This window comes from Acetobacterium carbinolicum (assembly GCF_047456275.1).
GTDB lineage: Bacteria > Bacillota > Clostridia > Eubacteriales > Eubacteriaceae > Acetobacterium > Acetobacterium carbinolicum.
Genome location: NZ_CP173357.1, coordinates 1,118,462 through 1,140,646 on the forward strand (window position 1 = coordinate 1,118,462; position 22,185 = coordinate 1,140,646).

The 22,185-nt window shown below is 36.4% G+C and carries 18 protein-coding genes and 1 pseudogene; 18 read left to right on the forward strand and 1 reads right to left on the reverse strand.

Annotated elements, in window-relative coordinates; genetic code table 11:
* The first annotated feature begins 9 nt into the window (after positions 1–9).
* On the forward strand, positions 10–1,041 hold the full coding sequence (locus ACIZ62_RS05240; RefSeq protein ID WP_414151367.1) for a protein-glutamate methylesterase/protein-glutamine glutaminase: 1,032 nt from the start codon (positions 10–12) through the stop codon (positions 1,039–1,041).
* A 633-nt stretch (positions 1,042–1,674) separates the two neighbouring features.
* On the opposite strand, the pseudogene ACIZ62_RS05245 reads toward ACIZ62_RS05240, so the two are convergent.
* Positions 1,675–3,055: pseudogene (locus ACIZ62_RS05245) on the reverse strand (transposase).
* Positions 3,056–3,221: 166 nt separating this feature from the next.
* Between ACIZ62_RS05245 and ACIZ62_RS05250 the strand changes: the two are divergent.
* From ACIZ62_RS05250 to rfbG, 17 genes are all read left to right on the forward strand, one after another.
* On the forward strand, positions 3,222–3,527 hold the full coding sequence (locus tag ACIZ62_RS05250; RefSeq protein ID WP_414151368.1) for a hypothetical protein: 306 nt from the start codon (positions 3,222–3,224) through the stop codon (positions 3,525–3,527).
* 31 nt (positions 3,528–3,558) lie between these two features.
* Complete coding sequence (gene flgN / locus ACIZ62_RS05255; RefSeq protein ID WP_414151369.1) at positions 3,559–4,056, forward strand: flagellar export chaperone FlgN; 498 nt, start codon at positions 3,559–3,561, stop codon at positions 4,054–4,056.
* 114 nt (positions 4,057–4,170) lie between these two features.
* Positions 4,171–5,781, forward strand: coding sequence for a flagellar hook-associated protein FlgK (gene flgK, locus ACIZ62_RS05260; protein WP_414151370.1), 1,611 nt, complete (start codon positions 4,171–4,173; stop codon positions 5,779–5,781).
* A gap of 54 nt (positions 5,782–5,835) precedes the next feature.
* Positions 5,836–6,864, forward strand: a complete 1,029-nt coding sequence (locus tag ACIZ62_RS05265) for a hypothetical protein (RefSeq protein WP_414151371.1) — start codon at positions 5,836–5,838, stop codon at positions 6,862–6,864.
* 79 nt (positions 6,865–6,943) lie between these two features.
* Positions 6,944–7,546, forward strand: coding sequence for a hypothetical protein (locus tag ACIZ62_RS05270; protein WP_414151372.1), 603 nt, complete (start codon positions 6,944–6,946; stop codon positions 7,544–7,546).
* Positions 7,547–7,929: 383 nt separating this feature from the next.
* Positions 7,930–9,231 (forward strand): flagellin, encoded by a 1,302-nt coding sequence (locus tag ACIZ62_RS05275; RefSeq protein ID WP_414151373.1) that lies wholly within the window; start codon positions 7,930–7,932, stop codon positions 9,229–9,231.
* A gap of 250 nt (positions 9,232–9,481) precedes the next feature.
* On the forward strand, positions 9,482–10,105 hold the full coding sequence (locus ACIZ62_RS05280; RefSeq protein ID WP_414151374.1) for a hypothetical protein: 624 nt from the start codon (positions 9,482–9,484) through the stop codon (positions 10,103–10,105).
* A complete protein-coding gene (locus ACIZ62_RS05285) occupies positions 10,095–11,945 on the forward strand; it encodes a 6-hydroxymethylpterin diphosphokinase MptE-like protein (protein ID WP_414151375.1) in 1,851 nt (616 codons plus the stop codon). The genes ACIZ62_RS05280 and ACIZ62_RS05285 overlap by 11 nt, the downstream gene beginning before the upstream one ends.
* Positions 11,945–12,925, forward strand: coding sequence for an NAD-dependent 4,6-dehydratase LegB (locus tag ACIZ62_RS05290; RefSeq protein ID WP_414151376.1), 981 nt, complete (start codon positions 11,945–11,947; stop codon positions 12,923–12,925). The genes ACIZ62_RS05285 and ACIZ62_RS05290 overlap by 1 nt, the downstream gene beginning before the upstream one ends.
* A 34-nt stretch (positions 12,926–12,959) precedes the next feature.
* Positions 12,960–14,006: a sugar phosphate nucleotidyltransferase gene (locus ACIZ62_RS05295; protein ID WP_414151377.1), complete on the forward strand. Its 1,047-nt coding sequence runs from the start codon at positions 12,960–12,962 to the stop codon at positions 14,004–14,006.
* Positions 13,996–14,658: an acetyltransferase gene (locus ACIZ62_RS05300; protein WP_414151378.1), complete on the forward strand. Its 663-nt coding sequence runs from the start codon at positions 13,996–13,998 to the stop codon at positions 14,656–14,658. The genes ACIZ62_RS05295 and ACIZ62_RS05300 overlap by 11 nt, the downstream gene beginning before the upstream one ends.
* Positions 14,659–14,906: 248 nt before the next feature.
* Positions 14,907–16,814, forward strand: coding sequence for an N-acetylneuraminate synthase family protein (locus ACIZ62_RS05305; RefSeq protein ID WP_414151379.1), 1,908 nt, complete (start codon positions 14,907–14,909; stop codon positions 16,812–16,814).
* Entirely contained in the window at positions 16,814–17,857 is a 1,044-nt protein-coding gene (locus tag ACIZ62_RS05310) for an N-acetylneuraminate synthase family protein (RefSeq protein WP_414151380.1), read from the forward strand. Before ACIZ62_RS05305 ends, ACIZ62_RS05310 begins: the two co-directional genes overlap by 1 nt.
* A gap of 1 nt (position 17,858) precedes the next feature.
* Entirely contained in the window at positions 17,859–18,653 is a 795-nt protein-coding gene (locus ACIZ62_RS05315; RefSeq protein ID WP_414151381.1) for a cytidylyltransferase domain-containing protein, read from the forward strand.
* A 321-nt stretch (positions 18,654–18,974) separates the two neighbouring features.
* On the forward strand, positions 18,975–20,315 hold the full coding sequence (rfbH, locus tag ACIZ62_RS05320; RefSeq protein ID WP_414151382.1) for a lipopolysaccharide biosynthesis protein RfbH: 1,341 nt from the start codon (positions 18,975–18,977) through the stop codon (positions 20,313–20,315).
* A gap of 26 nt (positions 20,316–20,341) precedes the next feature.
* Positions 20,342–21,100: a glucose-1-phosphate cytidylyltransferase gene (rfbF, locus tag ACIZ62_RS05325; protein WP_414151839.1), complete on the forward strand. Its 759-nt coding sequence runs from the start codon at positions 20,342–20,344 to the stop codon at positions 21,098–21,100.
* Positions 21,101–21,102: 2 nt separating this feature from the next.
* Positions 21,103–22,182 carry a CDP-glucose 4,6-dehydratase gene (gene rfbG / locus ACIZ62_RS05330; protein ID WP_414151383.1) on the forward strand — a complete coding sequence of 360 codons (1,080 nt, stop codon included), beginning with the start codon at positions 21,103–21,105 and terminating at the stop codon, positions 22,180–22,182.
* Positions 22,183–22,185 lie beyond the last annotated feature (3 nt).

Below are 22,185 nucleotides of genomic sequence, written 5' to 3' on the forward strand. Positions count from 1 at the left end.
GGAGCCGTGATGAGACTTAAGCAGAGAATTAAGGTGCTGATCGTAGACGATTCCCTGGTCTTTCGTGAGTCTCTATCAAGGGAAATATCGAAAGATCCCGACATTGAAGTCGTCGGAACAGCAACTGACCCCTATATGGCCAGAGATTTGATTATCAAATTAAAGCCTGACGTATTGACCCTGGATGTTGAAATGCCGAAGATGAATGGCATCGAATTTTTAAAAAAACTGATGCCCCAATACCCTTTGCCGGTTATTGTGGTCAGTTCGGTTTCTAAGAATGTCCTGGACGCCCTTGATGCCGGTGCCGTAGAATTTGTTACCAAGCCCAATGTTTCAAGGCCGGGTGGCATGGCTTCGTTTGTCAATGAGTTAATCATTAAAATTAAAATTGCCTCCACGGCTAAGGTTGGCAACCGTAAAAGTGATTATACCCCCAGCCATCCCATTGCCAATCAGGGGATTGACACCCAAAGCAAGATCATAGCTATCGGCGCCTCAACCGGCGGAACCGACGCGATTCATACTGTTATCTCCGGATTGCCCAGGGATATGCCCCCGATTATTATTGTTCAGCATATGCCGCCGGTGTTTACCAAGCTCTATGCCGAACGGTTAAATAATACCTGCGAGCTGGAAGTTAAAGAAGCAGCGGACGGAGATGATTTAAGACCAGGTCGGGTTTTAATTGCCCCCGGCAGCTACCAGATGCGGCTGGCTAAAAGAGGACCCGGTTATAGTGTTAAGTGTACCCAGGAAGAAAAGGTTAGCGGCCATTGCCCATCGGTTGACGTTCTTTTCGATTCTGTGGCTGATGTGGCTGGAAAACAGTCGCTTGGCGTCATTCTTACCGGCATGGGCCGGGATGGTGCTAACGGTCTGCTTAAGATGCATAAAAAGGGTGCCTACACCATTGGCCAGGATGAAAAATCCTCGATTGTTTATGGCATGCCGATGGTTGCCTACAATATCGGCGCCGTGGATAAACAATTGTCTCTGGAACGCATCGCCGACGAAATCATCCGGTTCTTATCAAAATAGTTATATCACCAGACACGGGCGGGTACTACCCGCCCCTACGAACAAAAATAAACCAACGCAATAAAAACACTAACGTAATGCATTAACCCGTAGGGGCGATTATCAATCGCCCGCATGCGAAACGCAACAAAATAATTTACAGGAACCTAACGAATTAACCCGTAGGGGCAAGGGTCTGACCCCTAGGTCATTATCAATCGCTTGGAAAATCGCCAGTCCCCCAATAATCCAGACATCACTACAGATGATGCTTGGATTATTTGTATATCTTCCCCCCTTCCCCCCAATTATTTTCTATCTTTTTCTAAAGTATTCTTTTATAATGACGATATGTATAACAAGAGATAAAATAAAGATTAATCAGCAAAAATAAATAAACGTATTGTATAATATAGGTAATTGCGAAATGAAAAAGATTTAGAGCACAGAGAATTCGGCGGTAAGAAACAGACAGACTTCATGAAGTCAGAAGGGAAACGAACAACAAAGCGAAGAAAATGTTGCAGAAGATGAGAAAAAAAGCGCAAAAACAAAAGCTGGGCAAAGAAGATAAAAAGTCCAACTAGGCAACGAGTGGTTTAAGACTGCGTAAGTACTGATGCTGATGAATCGTATCGGAAAGAATTGCAGTAATCAGCTGGGTAATTCCGGCCAATAGCAAATCGGCGTGAAGTGTCTTGGCATTTTGAGTTTTACGGTTGGCAAGACAGAAACTGTCTTTGAAGTGATTAATGGATTGTTCAACGACGCCCCGGATCTTATAGATTCGAGCCCATTCGAGTGTCCCACGAAGGGTTCCGGGGTAGGCCCGGAGATTTTTTTCAGGGTAGACGTAAAACATCCGACCACAGGAAGACGAAGTGCAAGGATTTTCACAGAAACACTGACGTTTGGCTTTCCCGGCTTCCTGTTTGATCCATTTTGTTTTGGGACAGGTGAATTTAAACCGAATCAGGCCGTTCTTTCGTTTGGCCCGCCCTTCGGATTTCATGGGAAGAGAAGGATCGTTTGGACAACAGGGAATCCCATCTGCATTAACCGGACAATCCGGATAGGAAAGTTTACCACGCTGATTCAATGGAATGAAAGCTTTTTCAAATTTCAGCTCCCCAAGGAGGGACTGATAAATCGCTGAACTGTCAAACGCAGCATCACCAATGAAAAGTTTGGGGACAATCAGCGGGTGCTTTTTAAAGAAGTCTGTAAGAACCGGAATCAGGGCTTTAGTATCATGAAGCGATTTGTCCTCATCGGGAGAATCTGATTTTTTCTCGACAGAAATCTCCGGATGATCAGCCAGAAAATTCGCATCATAGAAAGTGATATCCCGGACAATGCCAAGTCCATTGGTGATGATGCCGAATTTGTAGACGTAACAGAAATGTCCATTAATGTAGAGCTGTTTGATTTCCGGGTTGGATTTTGCGTGCGTGGGCATTGAACCGTAAGCAGCCTTATAGGGATCATAGGCGTCATCAAGCTGGTGAGATTTTTTAAATGCCTTGAGCTGCTTAATGATTTTATTGGCAAATTTTGGATTGTTTTCAGTGACGTAGGCTTCAATTCCTGAGGTATCAAAAATGGTCATCATCGCTTTCTCGGCATCAATTTTCTGGCAGATCGGTTCAGTTACATCAACAAGACGATGAAAGAGCGATTGTAAGTCCATCAGGTATGTTTTTTTGAAACGGGTTAGTTGCGATGCGTGGGGAACCCGGTTAAAACCACAGAAATCGCGGAGTTCTCTGGAAAACTTGAGAAAAGTAATCAGGAGTGTATCCGTGGGGATGGAAAAAATCCGCTGCAGGATCAGCGCCCAGAGAATCGAACAAAGTTCAAAATCTCGATATCGGCCATGAGCCGAATAGTAATGCTGATAAAATGAATGCGGAATCAACGCGTGAAGATTCAGATTCTCTTCCAGTAGTGAAAGAAAGTGATGTTTGTCATATTCAAAAAAATGAGTACAATCAGAATAAACTTCAGCCAAAGAAAGCTGTTTTTGTGATAAAATAGTCATGATATAACTCCTTTCAGGTTGATAGCTTTGTTTATAAGCAACTCAATTTTATCACAATCTGGTGAGGAGTTATATTTTTTTATGTTAAAAATATCCCGTAATTATGCGGGCTGTGGCGTTTTGCAAACGCCTATTGTATAATAAAGAAGGAGGTTTAGTCATGAAAATTTTATCAAGCAATAATCCCGCAGTTCAATCCAAAACAGGTCAGGATACAGCAGCAGAATCGAGCCGTCGTCTGGATTCGCAGAAAAAAGACATCGGCAAGAATAAACAAGACAGCAGCAGTATTTCAAACAGCCGTAGTGCGTCCTTTGAAGACAATCGCGTATCTACCGCCAAATCAGCGATCCTATACGATGTTACCGTCAAAGAATCAAGTCGTTTGGGTGAATTAAAAGAAGCCGTTAAAAACGGAACCTATCACGTATCAACCGATGCGTTGGTCGATTCGCTTCTAAAATAAGAAAATATAAAATTCTCGAGGAGGCTTAACTATGCCTGAAACAATAAAATATAAACAAACTTTAGATAGTTTTTATGACTATCTTTTCGGGGTTATTAAGCTTCATCGTGATACCATACCCAAGCTTAAAGATGAGCTGATGCTGATTCAGAGTAACAGCATCGATGAGCTAAGTGATAACCTCAATCACCAGCAGATCTTTTTGTATCAGATTAAGAACTTTGATCAGGATGTTGCCGATTATATGGAAAAATTGGGCGTTAGTGGTAAAAACATTAGTGAAGTAATCGGTCAGTTTCCCAAAGACGAGCAAGAACGATTTGCAAAACTGCTGACAGAATTTAAAGAAGTCGCTAAAGAAATAGAGTTTTATAAAGATAAATGTCAGACTCTTCTGCAAACAAAATTGCATATGGTCAACAAGAATATTGCGCAATTTGAAGCAAAACAGGAAAAAACAACCTATGGAGAAGATGGCAAAGAAGAGGGTGGTGTCAAACTTCCCAGTGCTTTTGAAAAGAGTGTTTAGTATACGTGCTCGGGGGTCAGATCCTCCTAAATCGTATAATGTAGGGGCGATTATCAATCGCCCGAGGTTCAGACCCTCGCCCGCAAACAGGGATCAGAGTAAAAGGAGAAAATAATGGCTGCAACATTTGTATCATATAATATCGCCAGCAGAGCCATGGAGGCCAGTCAGGCAAGTATCAACGTTGTTGGGAACAACATTTCCAACATTAAAACAGAAGGCTATACCAGACAACGGGTGGATGTTGTCTCCGTAACAAATAGTGGCATGGTTCAAAAATACGCCAATCCACAAATTTCTTCTGGGTTGGGCGCAAAAGCCACCGGAACAACCCAACTCAGAGATCCGTATATCGATGCCCGGTACCGTAACCAGAATTCAGAAAATAGTCGCTACGAAACCATGGTCAAAGGGCTTACCAATTTAGAAGATGTCTTTGATGAAGCGTCAGCGCAAGCCCTGATGGGAGAGTTTTCCAGCTTTGTTCTAGATCTCAATAGTTTGGCACAAACGCCAGGCACATCGGATATTGCTCAGGTTGTGCGTTCGGCAGCAGAAAAAATAACTCAAATGATGAACATGTATGCCAATCAGCTTGACGAGATTCGAACCGAGCAGACCGAGAACCTTGAAGTAACGGTTGATAGTGAGTTTAACACCTTTGTCAAAAATATCGCGGCGTTAAATGAACAGATTCAGCGGGAAGAAATCTATGGCAATACCCCCAACGAGCTCTATGATCAGCGTAATTTGCTTATTGACAAATTGTCAGGGATTTCTAATATTAAAGTGAGCATGGTTCCAGTCGATGTTATTTCGGAAAATCTTTCCATCCCTCATTATCGCATTACCATGGAAAATCCGAGTGGCGGCGAACCGATTATGATTGTCGATAATGGCAAATATGGGGAGATGAGTCTGGACGCTAAAACTGACCCCCTCAATGTTAAGTTATCAGTGGTGGACACAAAAGGTAACCTAAGGGATGATGCCAACGATCTGATTAGTGATGGTAAGCTTTATGGCTATTTGAGCATTATCAATGGTAAGGGCACCTTTGCAAGTGTGACTGAAAATAGTGCCAAAGGCATTTATTATTATAACGAGAAAATAAACATTATGGCAAACAAGTTTGCCGAAGAGTTTAATTCAATAAACAGTGATATTTTTGTAGAAGACACGACGGATCTGGTTAACGGTTATAAACTAAATACGGAACCGTTAAACCTTTTTACCGATGATTCCGGATCGACAACAGCGAACTTAACAGCCCGAAATATTCAGGTATCAACAGAATGGTTAAAAAACCCGTCCTACATTAACACGACCAAAAAACCATTTATTGAGGGTCTGCCAGCGACGACTGATTATAAGTCAACGCCAACAGAACCGGATAATGTTCTGCGAATGATTAAGCGAATGAGTGATCAGATTGATTTTAAAGATAGTATGGGAAGCACCATCTTAACAGGAACTTTTAACGAATACATGACCAGCGTGGTTAGTGAAGTGGGAACCGATGTAGAGCTGTATACCAACTTCTCTAAAACGGCGACGAATGTATTCCAGACCATCTCAGACTCCAGGGATTCGGTTTCAGGGGTGTCTTTAAATGAAGAGGGGATTAACCTCTCGGCTTTCCAGAAGGTCTATAATGCCGCCATGCGCTATTTTAACGTGCTGGATGAAAACCTTGATAACGTCATTAACAAGATGGGCGTATAAACGTCCGGTTGGATTTACCATATATACCGTATATAACGGAAGGGAAGTGAAGAAATGAGAATTACCTATCGCATGATGACCTCAAGATATTCAAATAATTTAAATAATTTATCGGTAGATTTGGACAAACTGAATACCCAGGTGGCCACTGGCAGAAAATATGCCAGAACATCTGAGGATGTATCCTCGGCCGTTCGGGGCTATCAAATAAGGCGGAACCTATCCAAGGTAGAAGGTTATCAGGATAACATAAAACATGCTGATGCCTTTTTAACGAACTCGGAAAGTACTGTAGGTCAGATTGAGTCTTCGCTCGCTGAAGCGACAGATAAGATTTTGCAGGGGATGAACGGGACCCAAAGCGAAGATACGCGAAAGATTATTGCTACCGAACTTCGTACCATTCAAAGTCAGTTATTGGAAACTCTTAATACCAGTACATCGGGTGTGTATCTTTTCGGAGGAAGTAATAACGAAAAACCGTTTGTAGTTGTGAATGATAAACTTCAATATAATGGCACAAATTTGGATGATTTGAATGAAGGAACGCCAGCAGAGATTGAATTGTTAGAATCATTAAAGAAAGATTCTTTGTACGTCGATATTGGCTTAGGTGTATCATTCGACCAAACCTCAGGTGAAGTGGAACGAAATAGCGTGTTTAATTATTCTGTCCCAGGAGTTAATTTTGTCGGAAATGGAATAAATTCGACTACGGTTTCGGGAGAAGATGTTTCAAACAATCTTTATGATTTACTAGGCAGAATTGCCACAGAGTTCGAAAAACCGGAAGGCGATTATTCATTTGATACAGTAGATAGCCTCTATGGTTTATACCAGTCAAATAGTCAAAAAACCTTTCAGACGACAACAGAAATTGGTGCAAAAACTCAGTATCTGGAGTTTATGACCAACCGTTATGAAACGCAGAATTTTAATCTGGAAAAACGACAGACTCAAGTTGAAGGGGTTGATGCAGCCTATACCTACATTGCTTTCCAAAGCCAGAAGGTAGCGTATTCAGCGGCACTTCAAATGGGGCAAAGTGTGGTTCAACAGTCTGTATTTGATTACATGAGATAATATTATAAATGATGTAATAAACAAATCAAAGCATTTTGGAATGTGTTAGTCATCAGAATAGCTTTAGTAAGGAGGAAAAATGGAACCGTTAATCACCATCGAAACAGTACCCATAAAACTGGAATTTGTTGAAAAAGAAACGCTGGCACTTTCATCGGTGCAGGCTGTTAATGCAAGTAATAATGTTAGTCAGCAGCAAGTCGTCAAACGTGAGCCAATCAAAATTGCAGTGGGCGATTCATTTGTACCTAGTTCAACCTATAACTGGGATAATCCGACCTACACAGCGACTGCAAAAATAGGCGATGATGGTAAGTTAAAACTAAACATCCAAATGGAGGATGGAGATTCAAGAGCGATCCGGTTTACCCAGGCGAACCGAAGCATTGACTCCATGGCAAACAAGGTTAATAATAAAGACAGTGCAGATTCAGGTAGTATGCAATTAAGCATTCCGATGAGTGCCCTTCCTGGTGGCATGCCGGCGGCAGATAATTTAAAAACTGAGTTTTTACCGCCAGATCTTGAGATGGTTGTAACCCAACGAGCCGAGGTTATTATTAAATATGTTGGTGGCCCAATCTATGTTCCACCCAGTGCTGATCCAAGCTACAGTCCGCCGATTGGTTTCGAACAAAATACTGTGCCGTCAACAGGCATACAGTTGAACCAAAAAGCGTGAATATAAAATCAAGTTCTCTGAATTGTCTTGATATTAAATCAGATGATTGAGAGAACTTTTTATTTAGCAAAAAAGTTAAAATAATGCTAAAGAAAAAAAGATGAAGGACGATATTAATAACAAGAGATTAAAAAGAGTATTAATCTTGATCTCTTGGTGATACGGCTATTGGTATCAGATTGTGTTGGTTTTAGAATAGGGGGAAATTAGTAGAAGAAATAAAAAATAATACTAAAAAAACCTAAAGTAAAAGCAGGATAAGACGATATTAATAACAAGAGCGAACAAGCTTTAATAATTTGGCAGGCCTTGCGTACGAAGGAAAGCCTAACAAAATTCCCAGGTCGAGGGTTTCGGCCAATAAAAAAACGGAGGAAAAAACAATGAGAATCAATCATAACATCGCAGCATTAAATACTTATAACAAGTTATCTGCAAACACGTCGGCTACTTCTAAGTCATTAGAAAAATTATCTTCAGGTTTAAAAATCAACCGAGCAGGCGATAACGCCGCAGGTTTGGCAATTTCAGAAAAAATGCGTGGTCAGATTTCTGGCTTAAACACAGCTTCAACAAACGCAAATGATGGTATTTCACTAATCCAAACTGCTGAAGGCGCGTTAAACGAAACACACTCTATTCTTCAACGAATGAGAGAATTAGCAGTACAATCTTCAAATGATACCAACACCGATGCAGATCGTGGTGAAATTCAAAAAGAAATTGATCAGTTAACCAAAGAGATTGATAGAATTTCAAATGATACTGAATTTAATACACAGAAGTTGTTAAATGGTGACAAAGAAATCAAAACCACCACTAGTGTTTCAGGTGTTGTTAATGATAATGTAAGTGTAGACGCAGGTGTTGCTGGTGGAACATATAGAGTAACGACAGTTGTAACAGCTGCTGCATTATCAGGAACAGCCTCAGTGACGGGTTCAGGTTTTACAGATTTGGCTTTATCAGGTGGTAATATTGGCACAACTGATTTAAAAGCCGGAACATATACTATTACTGTTGACAAAACAGCAAACACTGCATCATTAGCAGATGTTGATGGTCGATTAGTTGAGTCGATTGATTTGTCGAAGACTAAAGTAATTGGCGACATTAATATTTCAGGGGCAGAATCTACTGATGGTACACTTTCATTCACGATAGCTACTGCAAAAAAAGAAGAAGTAACAGTGAAAAATGCAGCTGGCACAAAGGTTAATGGAATTAACGTGAAACTTGATTATGATGCAATTACAACTACTGATTCAGGAACAATCCAAGTTGATGCCTCAAATGTCTTGACATTCCAAATTGGTGCGAACACAGGTCAATCGACCACGTTAGGTATTGACAATATGAGCGCAAAAGAGCTTGGTGTTAATGATTTGGATTTGACACAACAATCAACGGCTAATAGTGCAATTACTACTATTGATGAAGCAATAGCAAATGTTTCATCACAGCGAGCAAAATTAGGGGCTGTTCAAAATCGTCTGGAACATACCATCAACAACTTAGGTACATCTGCTGAAAACTTAACCTCTGCAGAATCTCGAATTCGCGACGTTGATATGGCTAAAGAAATGATGGAATTCACTAAGAACAACATTCTTTCTCAGGCTGCTCAATCAATGCTTGCACAGGCAAATCAGCAACCACAGAGCGTTCTTCAGTTATTACAATAATCATACTAACTATACAGAAAAAACCGCTAACAAGCGGTTTTTTCTTATTTAACATAAATTTATAGCAAAAAACAAAGCGACCAGAAATCAATTTTGATTTACTCATGGTTGCTTTTTTTGATGGCAATAGATTAGAGGCCTTTACAAATTTTATCTTTGACACTATACTAAGAGTATAGCACTTAATATTATAGTGATTTTGTCGATATATATAATGAAGCTATCAATTAAGATTAGAGGTAAATAAAAAATGAAGGTTAAGATACAGGAAGAAGTCTTTGAGTTTTTGAATCAGGACAATACAATAGAAGAATTATTAAAGTTGATCGAAAAAAAAATGGAGGTAAATCATTTACAATTATCTCACCTGATAATTGATGAAGTACCTATCTTTCAAGAATACTATGAATATTTATTAGAAAATATAAAAAAAATTAATAAAATAGAAGTGATATGTAATCAGCAGGAGGGGTTAGTGTGTGAGACATTGACATCCACATACGATTATTTTGTCAATGCAGTTAGTGCGATTAAAGCTCTAGCTGAGGTTTTTTATCAAAACCCAAAAGAAGAAGCCTGGAGTAGTCTGGCAGATTTGTTTGAAGGTATACAATGGATTATCGAAACCCAGAATCGTATTGATCAGATTATAAATCAAGATGCAATTACGAATAATCATTCTACCTGGAACGAATATGTTCAGTTGGTTAGAAAAATCATGCTAGTTTTACCGGATTTGGAAAAAGCGATGGAGAACAAAGATCATGTGTTAATTGGTGATCTTCTTTTATACGAGATAGTGCCAATTTTTGAGGAGAGTGTTAATAAGCTTCGCTTTTTAATTCCAGGTGAAGGGACTAATTATGTTAGCTGATAATATTGTTTATTTAAAAAAGACCTATCCTGATCTTTACCAATCCATTAAAAAATGGGAAGAAAAAAAAGCGATCCCGCAATTCACAATTGATAAAGCAAAGGATGGAAATGATACTCTAGTTTATCATAAGGATGAGCAAACCACTTACTTACATAGTAAATATAATCCAATCAACGAGGCAAAAAAAATAATTGAAGAACTAGATAAAGAAGAATCCATTTCAGAAGATACACATGTTGTATTCTATGGTTTTGGATTAGGCTACCATATTCAATTATTTTGTGAATTGTATCCTAATACGTTATTTACCATAGTTGAACCGTCCATCGAGGTTTTAGATGATTTTCTCAATACAAAAAAACTTAACGCGCTAAATCTGAAAAATCTGGCACTGCTTCAAGTGGGTAGTAGTGTCGAAGAAGTATATAATAAGACTGTCTCAAATAAAGACAAACGTCTGATATTATGTGTCTTACCAGTTTACAGAAATTTATTTGGAAAAGAATATGTTGAATTTTTGGCGATATTTAAAAAAATTGCTCGACAAAAAAAAATAGATTTGAATACGAATTATGCTTTTAAAAAACGATGGGTAGTCAATAGTGTCAACAATTTTAAAGAAGTATTAGATTCACCGAATATCTTAATGGATCATAATGGCGTTTTCAAAGGAAAAACAGCAATCCTCGTGGCGGCAGGGCCATCACTAGATTTTGAAATCGAAAATTTGAAAAAAATTAAAGATCAAGGCCTTGCTTTTATTTTTTCGGTGGGTTCGGCCATTAATGCTTTGATTCATCACGAAATTTATCCCCATGCTATGTGTACCTACGATCCAACCGAGAAAAATCAAATAGTTTTTAAGAAGGTGAATGAGTTAAAAATTCAGTCGATTCCCATGATTTTTGGTTCCAGTGTTGGTTATGAAGTATTGGAACAATATTCAGGTCCCAAATATCATATGATTACGAATCAGGATTCAATAGCAAATTATCTTTTGCCGAACAAGGATTGCCCAAAATTGGAAATAGTTCGAGATGCGCCGTCGATTGCGGTTGTAACTCTTGAGCTATTAATAAAGCTGGGCTTTGAGAAAATAATACTCGTGGGTCAAAATTTAGCATATTTAAAGAATAAACATTTTTCGGAAGGTATTACCTATATACCAGAAAAAATCCAGAATTGCAGTGCAATTACAAGTGTGAATGGAAAAATGATTGAAACAAATGAAACATTTTTATTGATGAAGAAAATGTTGGAGCGAACTATTGCACAATTGAATGTTAATGTTATTAATACTACAATCGAAGGTGCAAAAATAGAGGGCACTGACTTTTGTGAACTAAGCAGTTTAATAAAAGAACAATTAACTCAAAAAATTGTAAATGGTGACGAATTTGATAGGATTGTTAAAAGTAATTTGTACAATAAAAAAAGTATGAGAGAAAGGATCAAAACATTAAAGATATCACTTTCAGCTTATGAAGATTTGATTTATAAAGTACGACATGACCTCAAGAAACTTGAAAACCTGGTAAAACATCAAAATAAAAACCAAATTATTGATACTCACAATCATATGGACAGATTAATTCGAACAATTGAAGGCAATGAATTCTATACAACAATTGCCTTACCACTCAATCGTGTAGAGCAAGGAATTCTAATCAATCAAATTCAGAACTTGAAACAGGAATCAAATAGTGTGAAAAAAGCTAGAGGTGTAATCAGACCGACAGAAATTTTCATGGATCTGCTCTGGTCAGATCGTGATTTAAATGAAAGAATTATGATAGCTTTAGAAAATACAGTTTATAATTATTGTAGGGAGGCGTAATGAAAAATGTTCTAATAACCGGTGCTGATGGTTTCATAGGCAGTCATTTGGTTGAAGAATGTGTTAGAGTAGGCAATAAAGTCAGAGCATTTGTTTATTATAATTCATTCAACACATGGGGTTGGTTGGAGGTATTACCGGATGAAATATTAAAAGAAATCGAAATAATTACCGGCGATATCCGTGATCCTAACGGCGTCCGAACAGCTATGAAAGAAATTCATGAAGTCTATCATCTGGCCGCTCTTATCGCTATTCCTTTTTCATATCATTCCCCAGATACTTATGTAGATACTAATATAAAAGGAACTCTTAACGTTTTACAGGCTGCTAGAGATCTCGATACGACAAGGGTTCTTGTGACTTCAACCTCTGAAGTTTATGGCACCGCTCAATATGTCCCCATTGATGAGAAACATCCTTTTCAGGGACAATCGCCGTATTCGGCTACAAAAATAGGCGCTGATCGCCTAGCGGAATCCTTTTATCGAAGTTTTAATACACCGGTAACAATTGTACGGCCATTTAACACCTATGGTCCCCGGCAATCAGCTCGAGCGGTGATTCCAACCATTATTACCCAGCTTTTGGCAGGATATGAAGAAATCCATTTAGGATCGCTATCCCCAACGAGGGATTTCAATTATGTTAAGGATACTGTCAGCGGTTTTATGGCAATTGCCAATTCCAACAAAACTATTGGTGAGGAAATAAATATAGCAACCCAAATGGAAATCTCCATTAGGAAATTGGCTGAAGAGTTGATCCGTCAGATTAACCCCAACGCACAGATCATTTGTGAAGAAGAGCGTCTTCGTCCTGAAAAAAGTGAAGTCAATCGCCTGCTTGGATCAAATGAGAAGATAAAACGATTAACAGACTGGAAACCAGAATATTCGCTTGACGATGGTCTATACGAAACTATTGCGTTTTTTAGAGAAAATCTGGGTAGATACAAAACTGATATTTATAATGTGTAACATACTACGTAACCGATATTGAGGATGTGAAAAGATGGAGATCAAAGATTTTTTAATCGATGAAGAATCTACTATGGTAGAAGCGATGGAGCAACTTGATAAGGTGTCTAAAAAAATTATTTTTGTAACAAGAAATGGGAAATTCATCGCGGCCATTACTAACGGAGATATTAGACGCTGGATTTTAAAAAAAGGCAACATTGATGCTTTAGTCAAGGACATTGCGAACTACAAACCTAGATATTTAATGGAGTCTGAAAAGAGCACTGCCAATGAGTTTATGAAAGAGCACTTCATAGAAGGGCTACCAATACTTAATAGTGAGAAGGAAATTGTTTCTATTGTATTATGGAATGAAGAAGAATTTGGAATTAAAAGAACTCTTGACATACCTGTAGTTATTATGGCTGGTGGACTAGGTACGAGATTGTATCCATATACTAAAATATTACCGAAGCCTTTGATACCAATTGGAGAAATGCCAATTGTAGAGCATATTATAAATAGATTTGTAAAGCAAGGAGGCAAACAATTTCATCTTATCGTTAATCATAAGAAAAATATGATTAAGGCTTACTTTAATGAGGTAAATAAACATTATACAATTGACTTTATTGATGAAGATGAACCTTTGGGAACTGGTGGTGGTCTCAGTTTATTAAAAGGCAGGTTTAAATCGGCATTTGTATTATCAAACTGCGATATACTAATAAAAGAGGATTATGAAAAAATATATAAATATCATGTAGAAAATAAGAATTTAATTACGATGGTGTGTTCACTGAAAAATATAAAAATCCCTTATGGCGTCATTGAAATTAATGAAAATGGAGAAATTGATGTAATGAAGGAGAAACCAGAAATTTCTTTTTTAGCGAATACTGGGATGTATATTGTCGAACCTAAAGTGATTGAGGAGATGGATGATAATACAAAAATTGGATTTCCTGATATCATAGAGAAGTACAAGTCAAAAGGCGAGAAGATTAGTGTCTTTCCAATAAGTGAAAAAAACTGGCTTGATATGGGTCAACTTGATGAAATGGAAGAAATGCGAAGAAAACTTGAGAATGAAGAATGATAGAATTTTATTAATTGGTGGTGGAGGGCATTGTAAGTCTGTTTTAGATTCTCTTTTAAATTTATCTCATTATGACGAAATTAGAATAATAGATAAAAAAGAAAATGTAGGAAATAAAATATTGTCGATAGACATTATAGGTACAGATGATGATCTTGTTAGATTATTTAAGGAAGGGTATAAAAATGCGTTTGTCTCTGTGGGGAGTATTGGAAATACGAGTCATAGACGAAAAATATTTGAATTAGTTGAAATAATTGGATTTAACACACCAAATATTATTGATTCTTCAGCAATTGTGAGTGAGAATGCAATAGTTAATAAAGGTATCTTTATTGGAAGGAATGCTATTATAAATGCGGATGCAACTATAAATACTGGTGCGATTATAAATACTGGATCTATTATTGAACACAATTGCTTTATTGATAAGTTTGCCCATATTTCGCCAGGGGCAGTCCTGTGTGGTGATGTAACAGTAGGTGAAAATACTCATATAGGAGCAGCGTCTGTGTTGAAACAACAGGTTACAGTGGGAAGGGATACGGTTATAGGTATGGGTAGCGTGGTAATTTGTGATATTGGAAATAATTCAGTTGCATATGGAAATCCTTGCTCTGTGGTTTGCGATAAAATTGATGAGGCAGATTGAAACATCCAAAGTTCATTGGGTGAATTTCTAATGCTGTCACTTGCTTTAACCACTCATGTTTGTAGTTTAAAAAGAAGTGCCACAATAAAGATTCAGTTTTCCACAGGAGAGTGTCATAGTCACAAATGGTTCCGCATGGCTTGTAGTTCTCCGCTTATAGTTAAATATCAAATTAGCACGGTGTTTTAAGAAAAACGCTTCAGATAGTTTTGTATCTTAAGTATGCGATAAAAGGAATTGTAATAATTATGAAAATAGCTTTAGGAACAGTTATATATAAAACATCATATAAATACTATAAAGATTATGTTGTAGCTATTAACAATCAAAGCACTAAAGATTTTGATGTACTGCTTCTAAATGATGATTTAAGTAGAGAACAATGTGATGTTTTGAGTAATGCTTTAGATAATAAAGTTGAACTAGTAAATAGTAAACTTAATAGTACAATTCCAGAACTCAGAATTGACTTGATTAGAGTAGCCTTAGAAAAAAACTATGATATTTTAGTGTTAACTGACTTTGATGATACTATTTCTAAGAATAGAATAAGTGAAATAGAATCAAATTTTGATCCTATTTATAGTTTCTTTTACAATGATTTGTACTATATGGGTAGCGGAGATAGGTTTTTCTGTAATTTGCCAGTGATTATTAACGAAATTAATCCTATCATGGAGACAAACTTTCTTGGGCTTAGCAATACAGCTTTAAATTTGAATAAAATTAGTTTTAAAATGCTAAGTATGTTTAAAAATATGCAAACAGAGGCTTTTGATTGGATGATCTTCTCTCTGTTGTTGTTATATGGCCATATGGGTAAAAAAATTAAAAACTGCAAGACTTATTATAGAATACATGACAAAAATATTGCAGGTGATTTTGATGATAGCATACAGGGTCTAAAAAAAGAAATCGAGATTAAAATTGATCATTATTCTAATCTTCTTAATATTGATTTTCGATATTCGGAATTATACAAATTTTATTTCGAACTCAATTTATCATTTGATAAATATTCTGATAAACTATTAAGTAACTTGACAACCAACAATCAATATTGGTGGGGAAGTATAAATAGAAAAATATTTGAAGGAGTTAATTTGGTGAGGTTTAATTATAAAAAAATAAAAAATTATGGTAAACCATATATTATTGCTGAAATTGGAGCGAATCATAATGGGGATATGAATTTGGCAAAAAAGATGGTTGATTCAGCAGTTGATTGTGGTGCAGATGCCGTAAAATTTCAATCTTGGTCAAATCGATCTTTAATTTCGCAAACAGAGTATGAAAAAAATCAAGAGTATGATGATTCTCCTAAAAAACACTTTGGATCATTGAAAGAAATGGTCGATAAGTACTACTTGCGCGAAGAACAACATTATTTATTAAAAAAGTATTGTGACAAAAAAAACATAGATTTTTGCTCAACGCCTTTTTCTGAGGATGAGGTAGATTTGCTTGAAAAACTTGATGTGAAGTTTTTTAAGGTTGCATCGATGGACATAAACAATTTAAGATTATTAGAATATATTGCATATAAAGGGAAACCAATCATATTATCAACTGGAATGTCTACATTATCTGAAATCGAAACTGCAGTTAGAACAATTGAGGCGGTTGGTAATAGAGAAATTATAATTCTTCATTGCATCTCAATTTATCCTCCAGAAGGAAAAGACATCCACCTTAATAATATTACTTCTTTGCAAAAGATATTTCCAGGTTATCCGATTGGATTTTCTGACCATACTATCGGAGTGTCTGTGCCAATAGCTTCTGTTGCACTGGGTGCTGCTATTATTGAAAAACATTTCACAACAGATAAAGATTTACCTGGTTGGGACCATGAAGTTTCTGCAGAACCTGAAGAAATGAAGTTTATTGTCGAGCAGAGTAAGATTGTAAATGAAGCACTAGGTAGTTTTGAGAGAACAGTTTCTACAGCTGAACAAATTAAGAAATTAAAATTCAGAAGAAGCATAGTATTGACAAAAAATTTAAAAGTTGGTGAACGAATAAATAAAGAAGATATTACTTTCAAAAGGCCGGGCACACATATAAGGCCTGATGAAGAAAAATATGTTATAGGAAGAAAGGTAAATAGGGATATGATAGAAGACGAGATTCTTGATTGGGGTGATTTGATTTGATGATAGACAAAAAAGTTTTGGAAATATTTTCAAAAGAGCCATTTATAATCGCTGAAACAGCATTTAGTCATGAAGGATCAAAAGACTATCTAAAACAAATGATAGATAGTTTGAGTAACCAGAAAAATATTGCATTAAAATTTCAACTATTAATTAACAAAGATGATTTCCTAACTCCTTTAAATTCGATTTATAAAACTATTGATAAGTGGTTATTGAGTGAAGGAGAATGGAATGAGGTTATTGATTATGCTTATATTAACAATACAAATATTATTTTAGCTGTACTTGACAATGCAGCACTGGAGATTGCAAAGAATAAAAAAGATAGAATCTTGGCTATAGAGATCCATCCAAGTTGTATTCCGGATGATAAATTCTTTGTAAAGGTAATTGAGTTTTGTAACACGGAGAATATACCGTTAATTATCGGTATAAGTGGATTTGAAATTCTTGAAATTGACTATTTATTTAACAGGTACTTTGCAAAATATGATAGAAATAAACTAGTTTTCATGTATGGATTTCAAAATTTTCCAACGAGTATAGATGCAATTCGTCTAAAAAGAATAAATCTATTTACAGAAAAATTTAATGTGAAATTTGGATATGCAGATCACACTGAGCATAACAGTGAAGTAAAAGAGAATATAATAACCATGGTTTACGGAATGGGTATTAATATATTAGAATTACATTTTGTTCTGGAATTTGGTGAGAAGAGAACTGACTATGTAACTGCTTATGACGCAAATAGAATTATTCTAATAAAGAATAAACTGATGTCGCTTTATGAAGCACTAGGAGAATGTAAAGAAGGAATGAGTGATTCGGAAAAAGAATATGCTGCTAATTTTAGGAAAATACCAGTATATACTGATGATTTTAAGGAAGGACATATACTTGAACGAGATAGTATTAGGTTCAAAAGGTCTAATATGATCAGTGATTTTTTGATTTTTGAAAATGACGAACTAGTTGGAAAGAAATTAAGAAAAGACGTTTTTAAAGATCACTCTATTTCAAGAGATGAGTTAGGTTAAAATGAAAACAGTTGCATGTATTATTGCTCGAACAAATTCTATACGATTGCCCCAAAAAGTGTTGTTGGAAATCAAGGGGAAACGAATGATTGAACATATAATTGATAGAATTAAATCCGTAAAGGGTATTGATGAAATTTATATAGCTACATCTAATCACCCTGATGATAAAATTTTAGGTGATGTTGCGGTTCAAAATAGTATTAAAGTACATTATGGAAGTGAAAGATCAGTTATTGATAGAATGTTAGAAATCGGCGAGAAAGAAGAAGCGAATAATCTACTTAGGATAACTGCTGATAATGTTTTCACAGATCCGAAAATTCTTGAGTTGACATTAGAAGCACATATTGCCTCATCTGCGGAATACTCTCGGGCAGAAAAACTGCCAATTGGTACTACTGCTGAAGTAATAGATATTGATGCACTTAAACGATGCTATAAAACAATCGAACCAGATAAAAGTGAATACTTGTTTTATTATATTTTTGATCCGGCGAAATACAAGACATTGGTAACATTACCTAAAGATGATAGCTTTCTGAAAGAATATGCAAGTTTAACAGTAGATACACCTGATGATTTAGTAAGAACTAAGTTTATCTTTGAAAACGTTGAAAAAGAACTTATACTATATAGAGATATCCTAGAATTAAACAATGACAGAAAAATACCACACTTTGAAATAAGTATGGAGAGTAAAATTAAACTGCCCAATGATAGGACAATTGAGTATGGGGAGTTTAGAAAAACTCTTGATTTGAAAATACAGAGAAGTTTAATAAGCTATTATTAATTTAGAGTGACAAAAGTAATCTTGAACAATTCTTTATACAATAGGAATGAAATACATATGGCAAGACCAATATTCGATGATTAATGGCTTAAATTGAGTTTTGTCACCTTAACCATTATCGAAATGAGAATGTCAAATAAATAAAATAAGTATGGTATCTAGTAATAGTAGGAAAAGGTCAATTTTTGCATGCTTTATAGACAATCAAATTATCGAATTACCCAAATTTTTAATTAGTTTAATATTTGAAAATGAAGTATTTTAGGAATTGGATCAGTAAGAGTGTTTTTAGTTGCTCTAAGAATAAGTGAAAAGGATTTTATGGCTAGAATGAAGACAGAGAAAGAAGCACGAAGTGAAATTTTTAAAATGATTTCAGAATATTATGAGAATTTTCATAATCAAAAAAATGAAGATGTGGATAAAAGCATCGCTTATGCCAAACGTATTTATGACCAAGATGAAATGGTTAATCTAGTTGACAGCGCGCTTGAGTTTTGGTTGACATCAGGGCGTTACACAGATCAGTTTGAGAATGAGTTTGCTGAGTTTTTAGGTGTGAAATATTGTAGTTTAGTGAATTCGGGATCGTCTGCCAATTTACTTGCATTTATGGCGCTGACATCTCCTTTATTGGGTGAAAAAGCAATTAAGCCTGGTGATGAAGTGATCACAGTGGCTGCTGGTTTTCCGACAACAGTTACACCGATTATTCAATATGGTGCAATACCGGTTTTTTTGGACGTAACGATACCACAATATAATATTAATACCGAGTTTTTACAAGAAGCCGTAACAAAAAAAACAAAAGCAGTTATGGTTGCCCATACTCTTGGCAATCCTTTCGATTTACAAATGACAAGTGAGTTTTGCAAAGAACATCAACTGTGGTTGATAGAAGATAATTGTGATGCATTGGGATCACAATACAACTTTGGTGGTAGTGAAAAGTATACCGGTACAATAGGTGATATTGGTACATCCAGCTTTTATCCGCCACATCATATGACAATGGGTGAAGGAGGAGCGGTTTATACGGATAATCCGCTTTTACATAAAATAATGCGCTCTATGAGAGACTGGGGAAGAGACTGTATTTGTCCATCTGGTCAGGATAATATCTGTGGACATCGTTTTGACAGACAGTACGGGGAGTTACCAATGGGATATGATCATAAGTATGTATATTCTCATTTTGGGTATAATCTTAAGGCTACAGATATGCAGGCCGCAATTGGAGTTGCTCAACTAAAAAAGTTGCCTTCTTTTATTGAGAAAAGAAGAAGTAATTTTATTGCGTTGCGTGAAGGTTTGAGTAGTATGGAGGAGCATATCATTCTACCAGAATCTGAAAAGAACTCAGTTCCTAGTTGGTTTGGTTTCTTAATTACATGTAAAAAAAGCGGGGTACGAAATAAAGTTGTTCAATATCTGGAAAAAAATGGCATACAAACGAGAATGCTTTTTGCAGGCAATTTGCTCAATCATCCGTGTTTTGACGAGATGCGAAAGACAAAAACAGGGTATCGTGTAGTAGGAAATCTGACCAACACAGACTTAATTATGAATAATTCTTTCTGGGTTGGGGTATATCCTGGTTTAACGAATTCGCGAATTGAAAAAATGATCGTTACGATCAAAGACGCACTAAATTCTATTTAGGGGGGATTACAATTAAACTGATTATTCTGGCAGGTGGATATGGTTCCAGGCTTGGCAGTTTGACAAGCACGATTCCAAAACCAATGGTTCAAGTAGGTGGAAAACCGATTATATGGCACATTATGAAGATATATGCCGAGTATGGAATAAACGAATTTATTATCTGTTTGGGTTATAAAGGAGATGTGATTAAGGATTATTTTCTTCATTATGAGCCCCAAAACAATGATTTTACAATTGATCTATCAAACAACTCTATGGAGTTTCATAACAACCATAATGAGACAGCTTGGAAAATAACACTTGTAGATACGGGACTTGAAACGTTAAAAGGAGCTCGTCTGAAACGAATTGAAAAATACTTGACTGATGATGTTAATCTGTTGACCTACGGTGATGGTGTTGCAGATATCAATATCATTAAATTGATTGAATTTCACAAAAAGACGGGAAAAATGGTAACATTATCTGGTGTTCATCCACCAGCGAGATTTGGAGAGTTAGTGGCGGATGATGATATGTTAGAAGCTTTTGAAGAAAAAGCGCAGACATCCCAAGGCCTTATAAACGGTGGCTTTATGGTGTTTGATCGAGAATTATTGAATTATTTAACAACGGATGATAGCTGTGATCTAGAAACTGGAGTTTTTGAAGAACTTGCAAAACTGAGAAAAATATCTGTATATAAACACGAAGGTTATTGGGCCTGTATGGATCACGAAAGAGATCTGGCATATTTGGAGAAACTTTGGCGAACGAATAATGCATTTTGGAAAGTTTGGTAAATATGGAAGGTTTTGATAATGTATACATGGGAAAGACAGTTTTAGTTACTGGACATACAGGTTTTAAAGGTTCATGGCTTTCGATTTGGCTTAATGAGTTGGGTGCAAATGTAATTGGTTACGCCCTTGATCCCAATACAGAAAACGACAATTTTGTTTTATCAGGTGTTGGTAACAAAATTATTGATATTCGGGGCGATATCCGAGATACAGATAAGCTCAAAGATGTATTTACTCAGTATAAACCGGAAATTGTCTTTCACTTAGCAGCACAACCCCTTGTCAGGCTTTCTTATTCTATACCCGTGGAAACTTATGTCGTGAATGTTATGGGAACAATTAATGTTCTAGAAGCGATCAGAACGACCGAATCAGTAAGAACTGGCATCATGATTACAACAGATAAGTGCTATGAAAACAAAGAGCAGATCTGCGGCTATCGCGAGGTTGATCCATTAGGTGGGTATGATCCTTATTCGTCTTCTAAGGCATGTGCTGAATTAGCTATAAACTCGTGGCGTTCTTCTTTTTTTAATCCTAACAATTACAACCGACATAAAAAGGCTATAGCGAGTGTTCGAGCAGGTAATGTGATTGGTGGTGGGGACTGGGCTTTAGACCGTTTAGTTCCAGATTGCGTAAGGGCTATGGAAAGAAAAGAACCAATTAAAATCAGAAATCCAGAAGCAATTAGACCATGGCAACACGTATTGGAACCATTAGGTGGTTATCTTATGCTGGGTAAAAAAATGAGTGAAGAACCGGCCTCATTCAGTGAGGCCTGGAATTTTGGCCCGAATTTTGAATCTATGATTACTGTTAAGGAAATCGTTGAAATTATCTTAGTAACTTATGGTGGTGGGTCGGTGAGCTTGTATGAATCTCCTGATAAAATTCATGAAGCGACAATTTTAAATTTAGATATTAACAAAGCGGTTTCTAAACTTGGTTGGAAACCTGAATTTACGATTGAAGAGAGTATTGAGATGACAATAAACTGGTATAAAAAATATCAAGATGATAATATTTACAGCGAATGTACTAGACAGATTAATAAAATGATGGAAAGAATAAACAGGTAAAAA

Coding starts and splice junctions, on each gene's coding strand:
- ACIZ62_RS05240 (WP_414151367.1), top strand. CDS start 10: ATGAGACTTAAGCAGAGAATTAAGGTGCTGATCGTAGACGATTCCCTG.
- ACIZ62_RS05250 (WP_414151368.1), top strand. CDS start 3,222: ATGAAAATTTTATCAAGCAATAATCCCGCAGTTCAATCCAAAACAGGT.
- flgN (WP_414151369.1), top strand. CDS start 3,559: ATGCCTGAAACAATAAAATATAAACAAACTTTAGATAGTTTTTATGAC.
- flgK (WP_414151370.1), top strand. CDS start 4,171: ATGGCTGCAACATTTGTATCATATAATATCGCCAGCAGAGCCATGGAG.
- ACIZ62_RS05265 (WP_414151371.1), top strand. CDS start 5,836: ATGAGAATTACCTATCGCATGATGACCTCAAGATATTCAAATAATTTA.
- ACIZ62_RS05270 (WP_414151372.1), top strand. CDS start 6,944: ATGGAACCGTTAATCACCATCGAAACAGTACCCATAAAACTGGAATTT.
- ACIZ62_RS05275 (WP_414151373.1), top strand. CDS start 7,930: ATGAGAATCAATCATAACATCGCAGCATTAAATACTTATAACAAGTTA.
- ACIZ62_RS05280 (WP_414151374.1), top strand. CDS start 9,482: ATGAAGGTTAAGATACAGGAAGAAGTCTTTGAGTTTTTGAATCAGGAC.
- ACIZ62_RS05285 (WP_414151375.1), top strand. CDS start 10,095: ATGTTAGCTGATAATATTGTTTATTTAAAAAAGACCTATCCTGATCTT.
- ACIZ62_RS05290 (WP_414151376.1), top strand. CDS start 11,945: ATGAAAAATGTTCTAATAACCGGTGCTGATGGTTTCATAGGCAGTCAT.
- ACIZ62_RS05295 (WP_414151377.1), top strand. CDS start 12,960: ATGGAGATCAAAGATTTTTTAATCGATGAAGAATCTACTATGGTAGAA.
- ACIZ62_RS05300 (WP_414151378.1), top strand. CDS start 13,996: ATGAAGAATGATAGAATTTTATTAATTGGTGGTGGAGGGCATTGTAAG.
- ACIZ62_RS05305 (WP_414151379.1), top strand. CDS start 14,907: ATGAAAATAGCTTTAGGAACAGTTATATATAAAACATCATATAAATAC.
- ACIZ62_RS05310 (WP_414151380.1), top strand. CDS start 16,814: ATGATAGACAAAAAAGTTTTGGAAATATTTTCAAAAGAGCCATTTATA.
- ACIZ62_RS05315 (WP_414151381.1), top strand. CDS start 17,859: ATGAAAACAGTTGCATGTATTATTGCTCGAACAAATTCTATACGATTG.
- rfbH (WP_414151382.1), top strand. CDS start 18,975: ATGGCTAGAATGAAGACAGAGAAAGAAGCACGAAGTGAAATTTTTAAA.
- rfbG (WP_414151383.1), top strand. CDS start 21,103: ATGGAAGGTTTTGATAATGTATACATGGGAAAGACAGTTTTAGTTACT.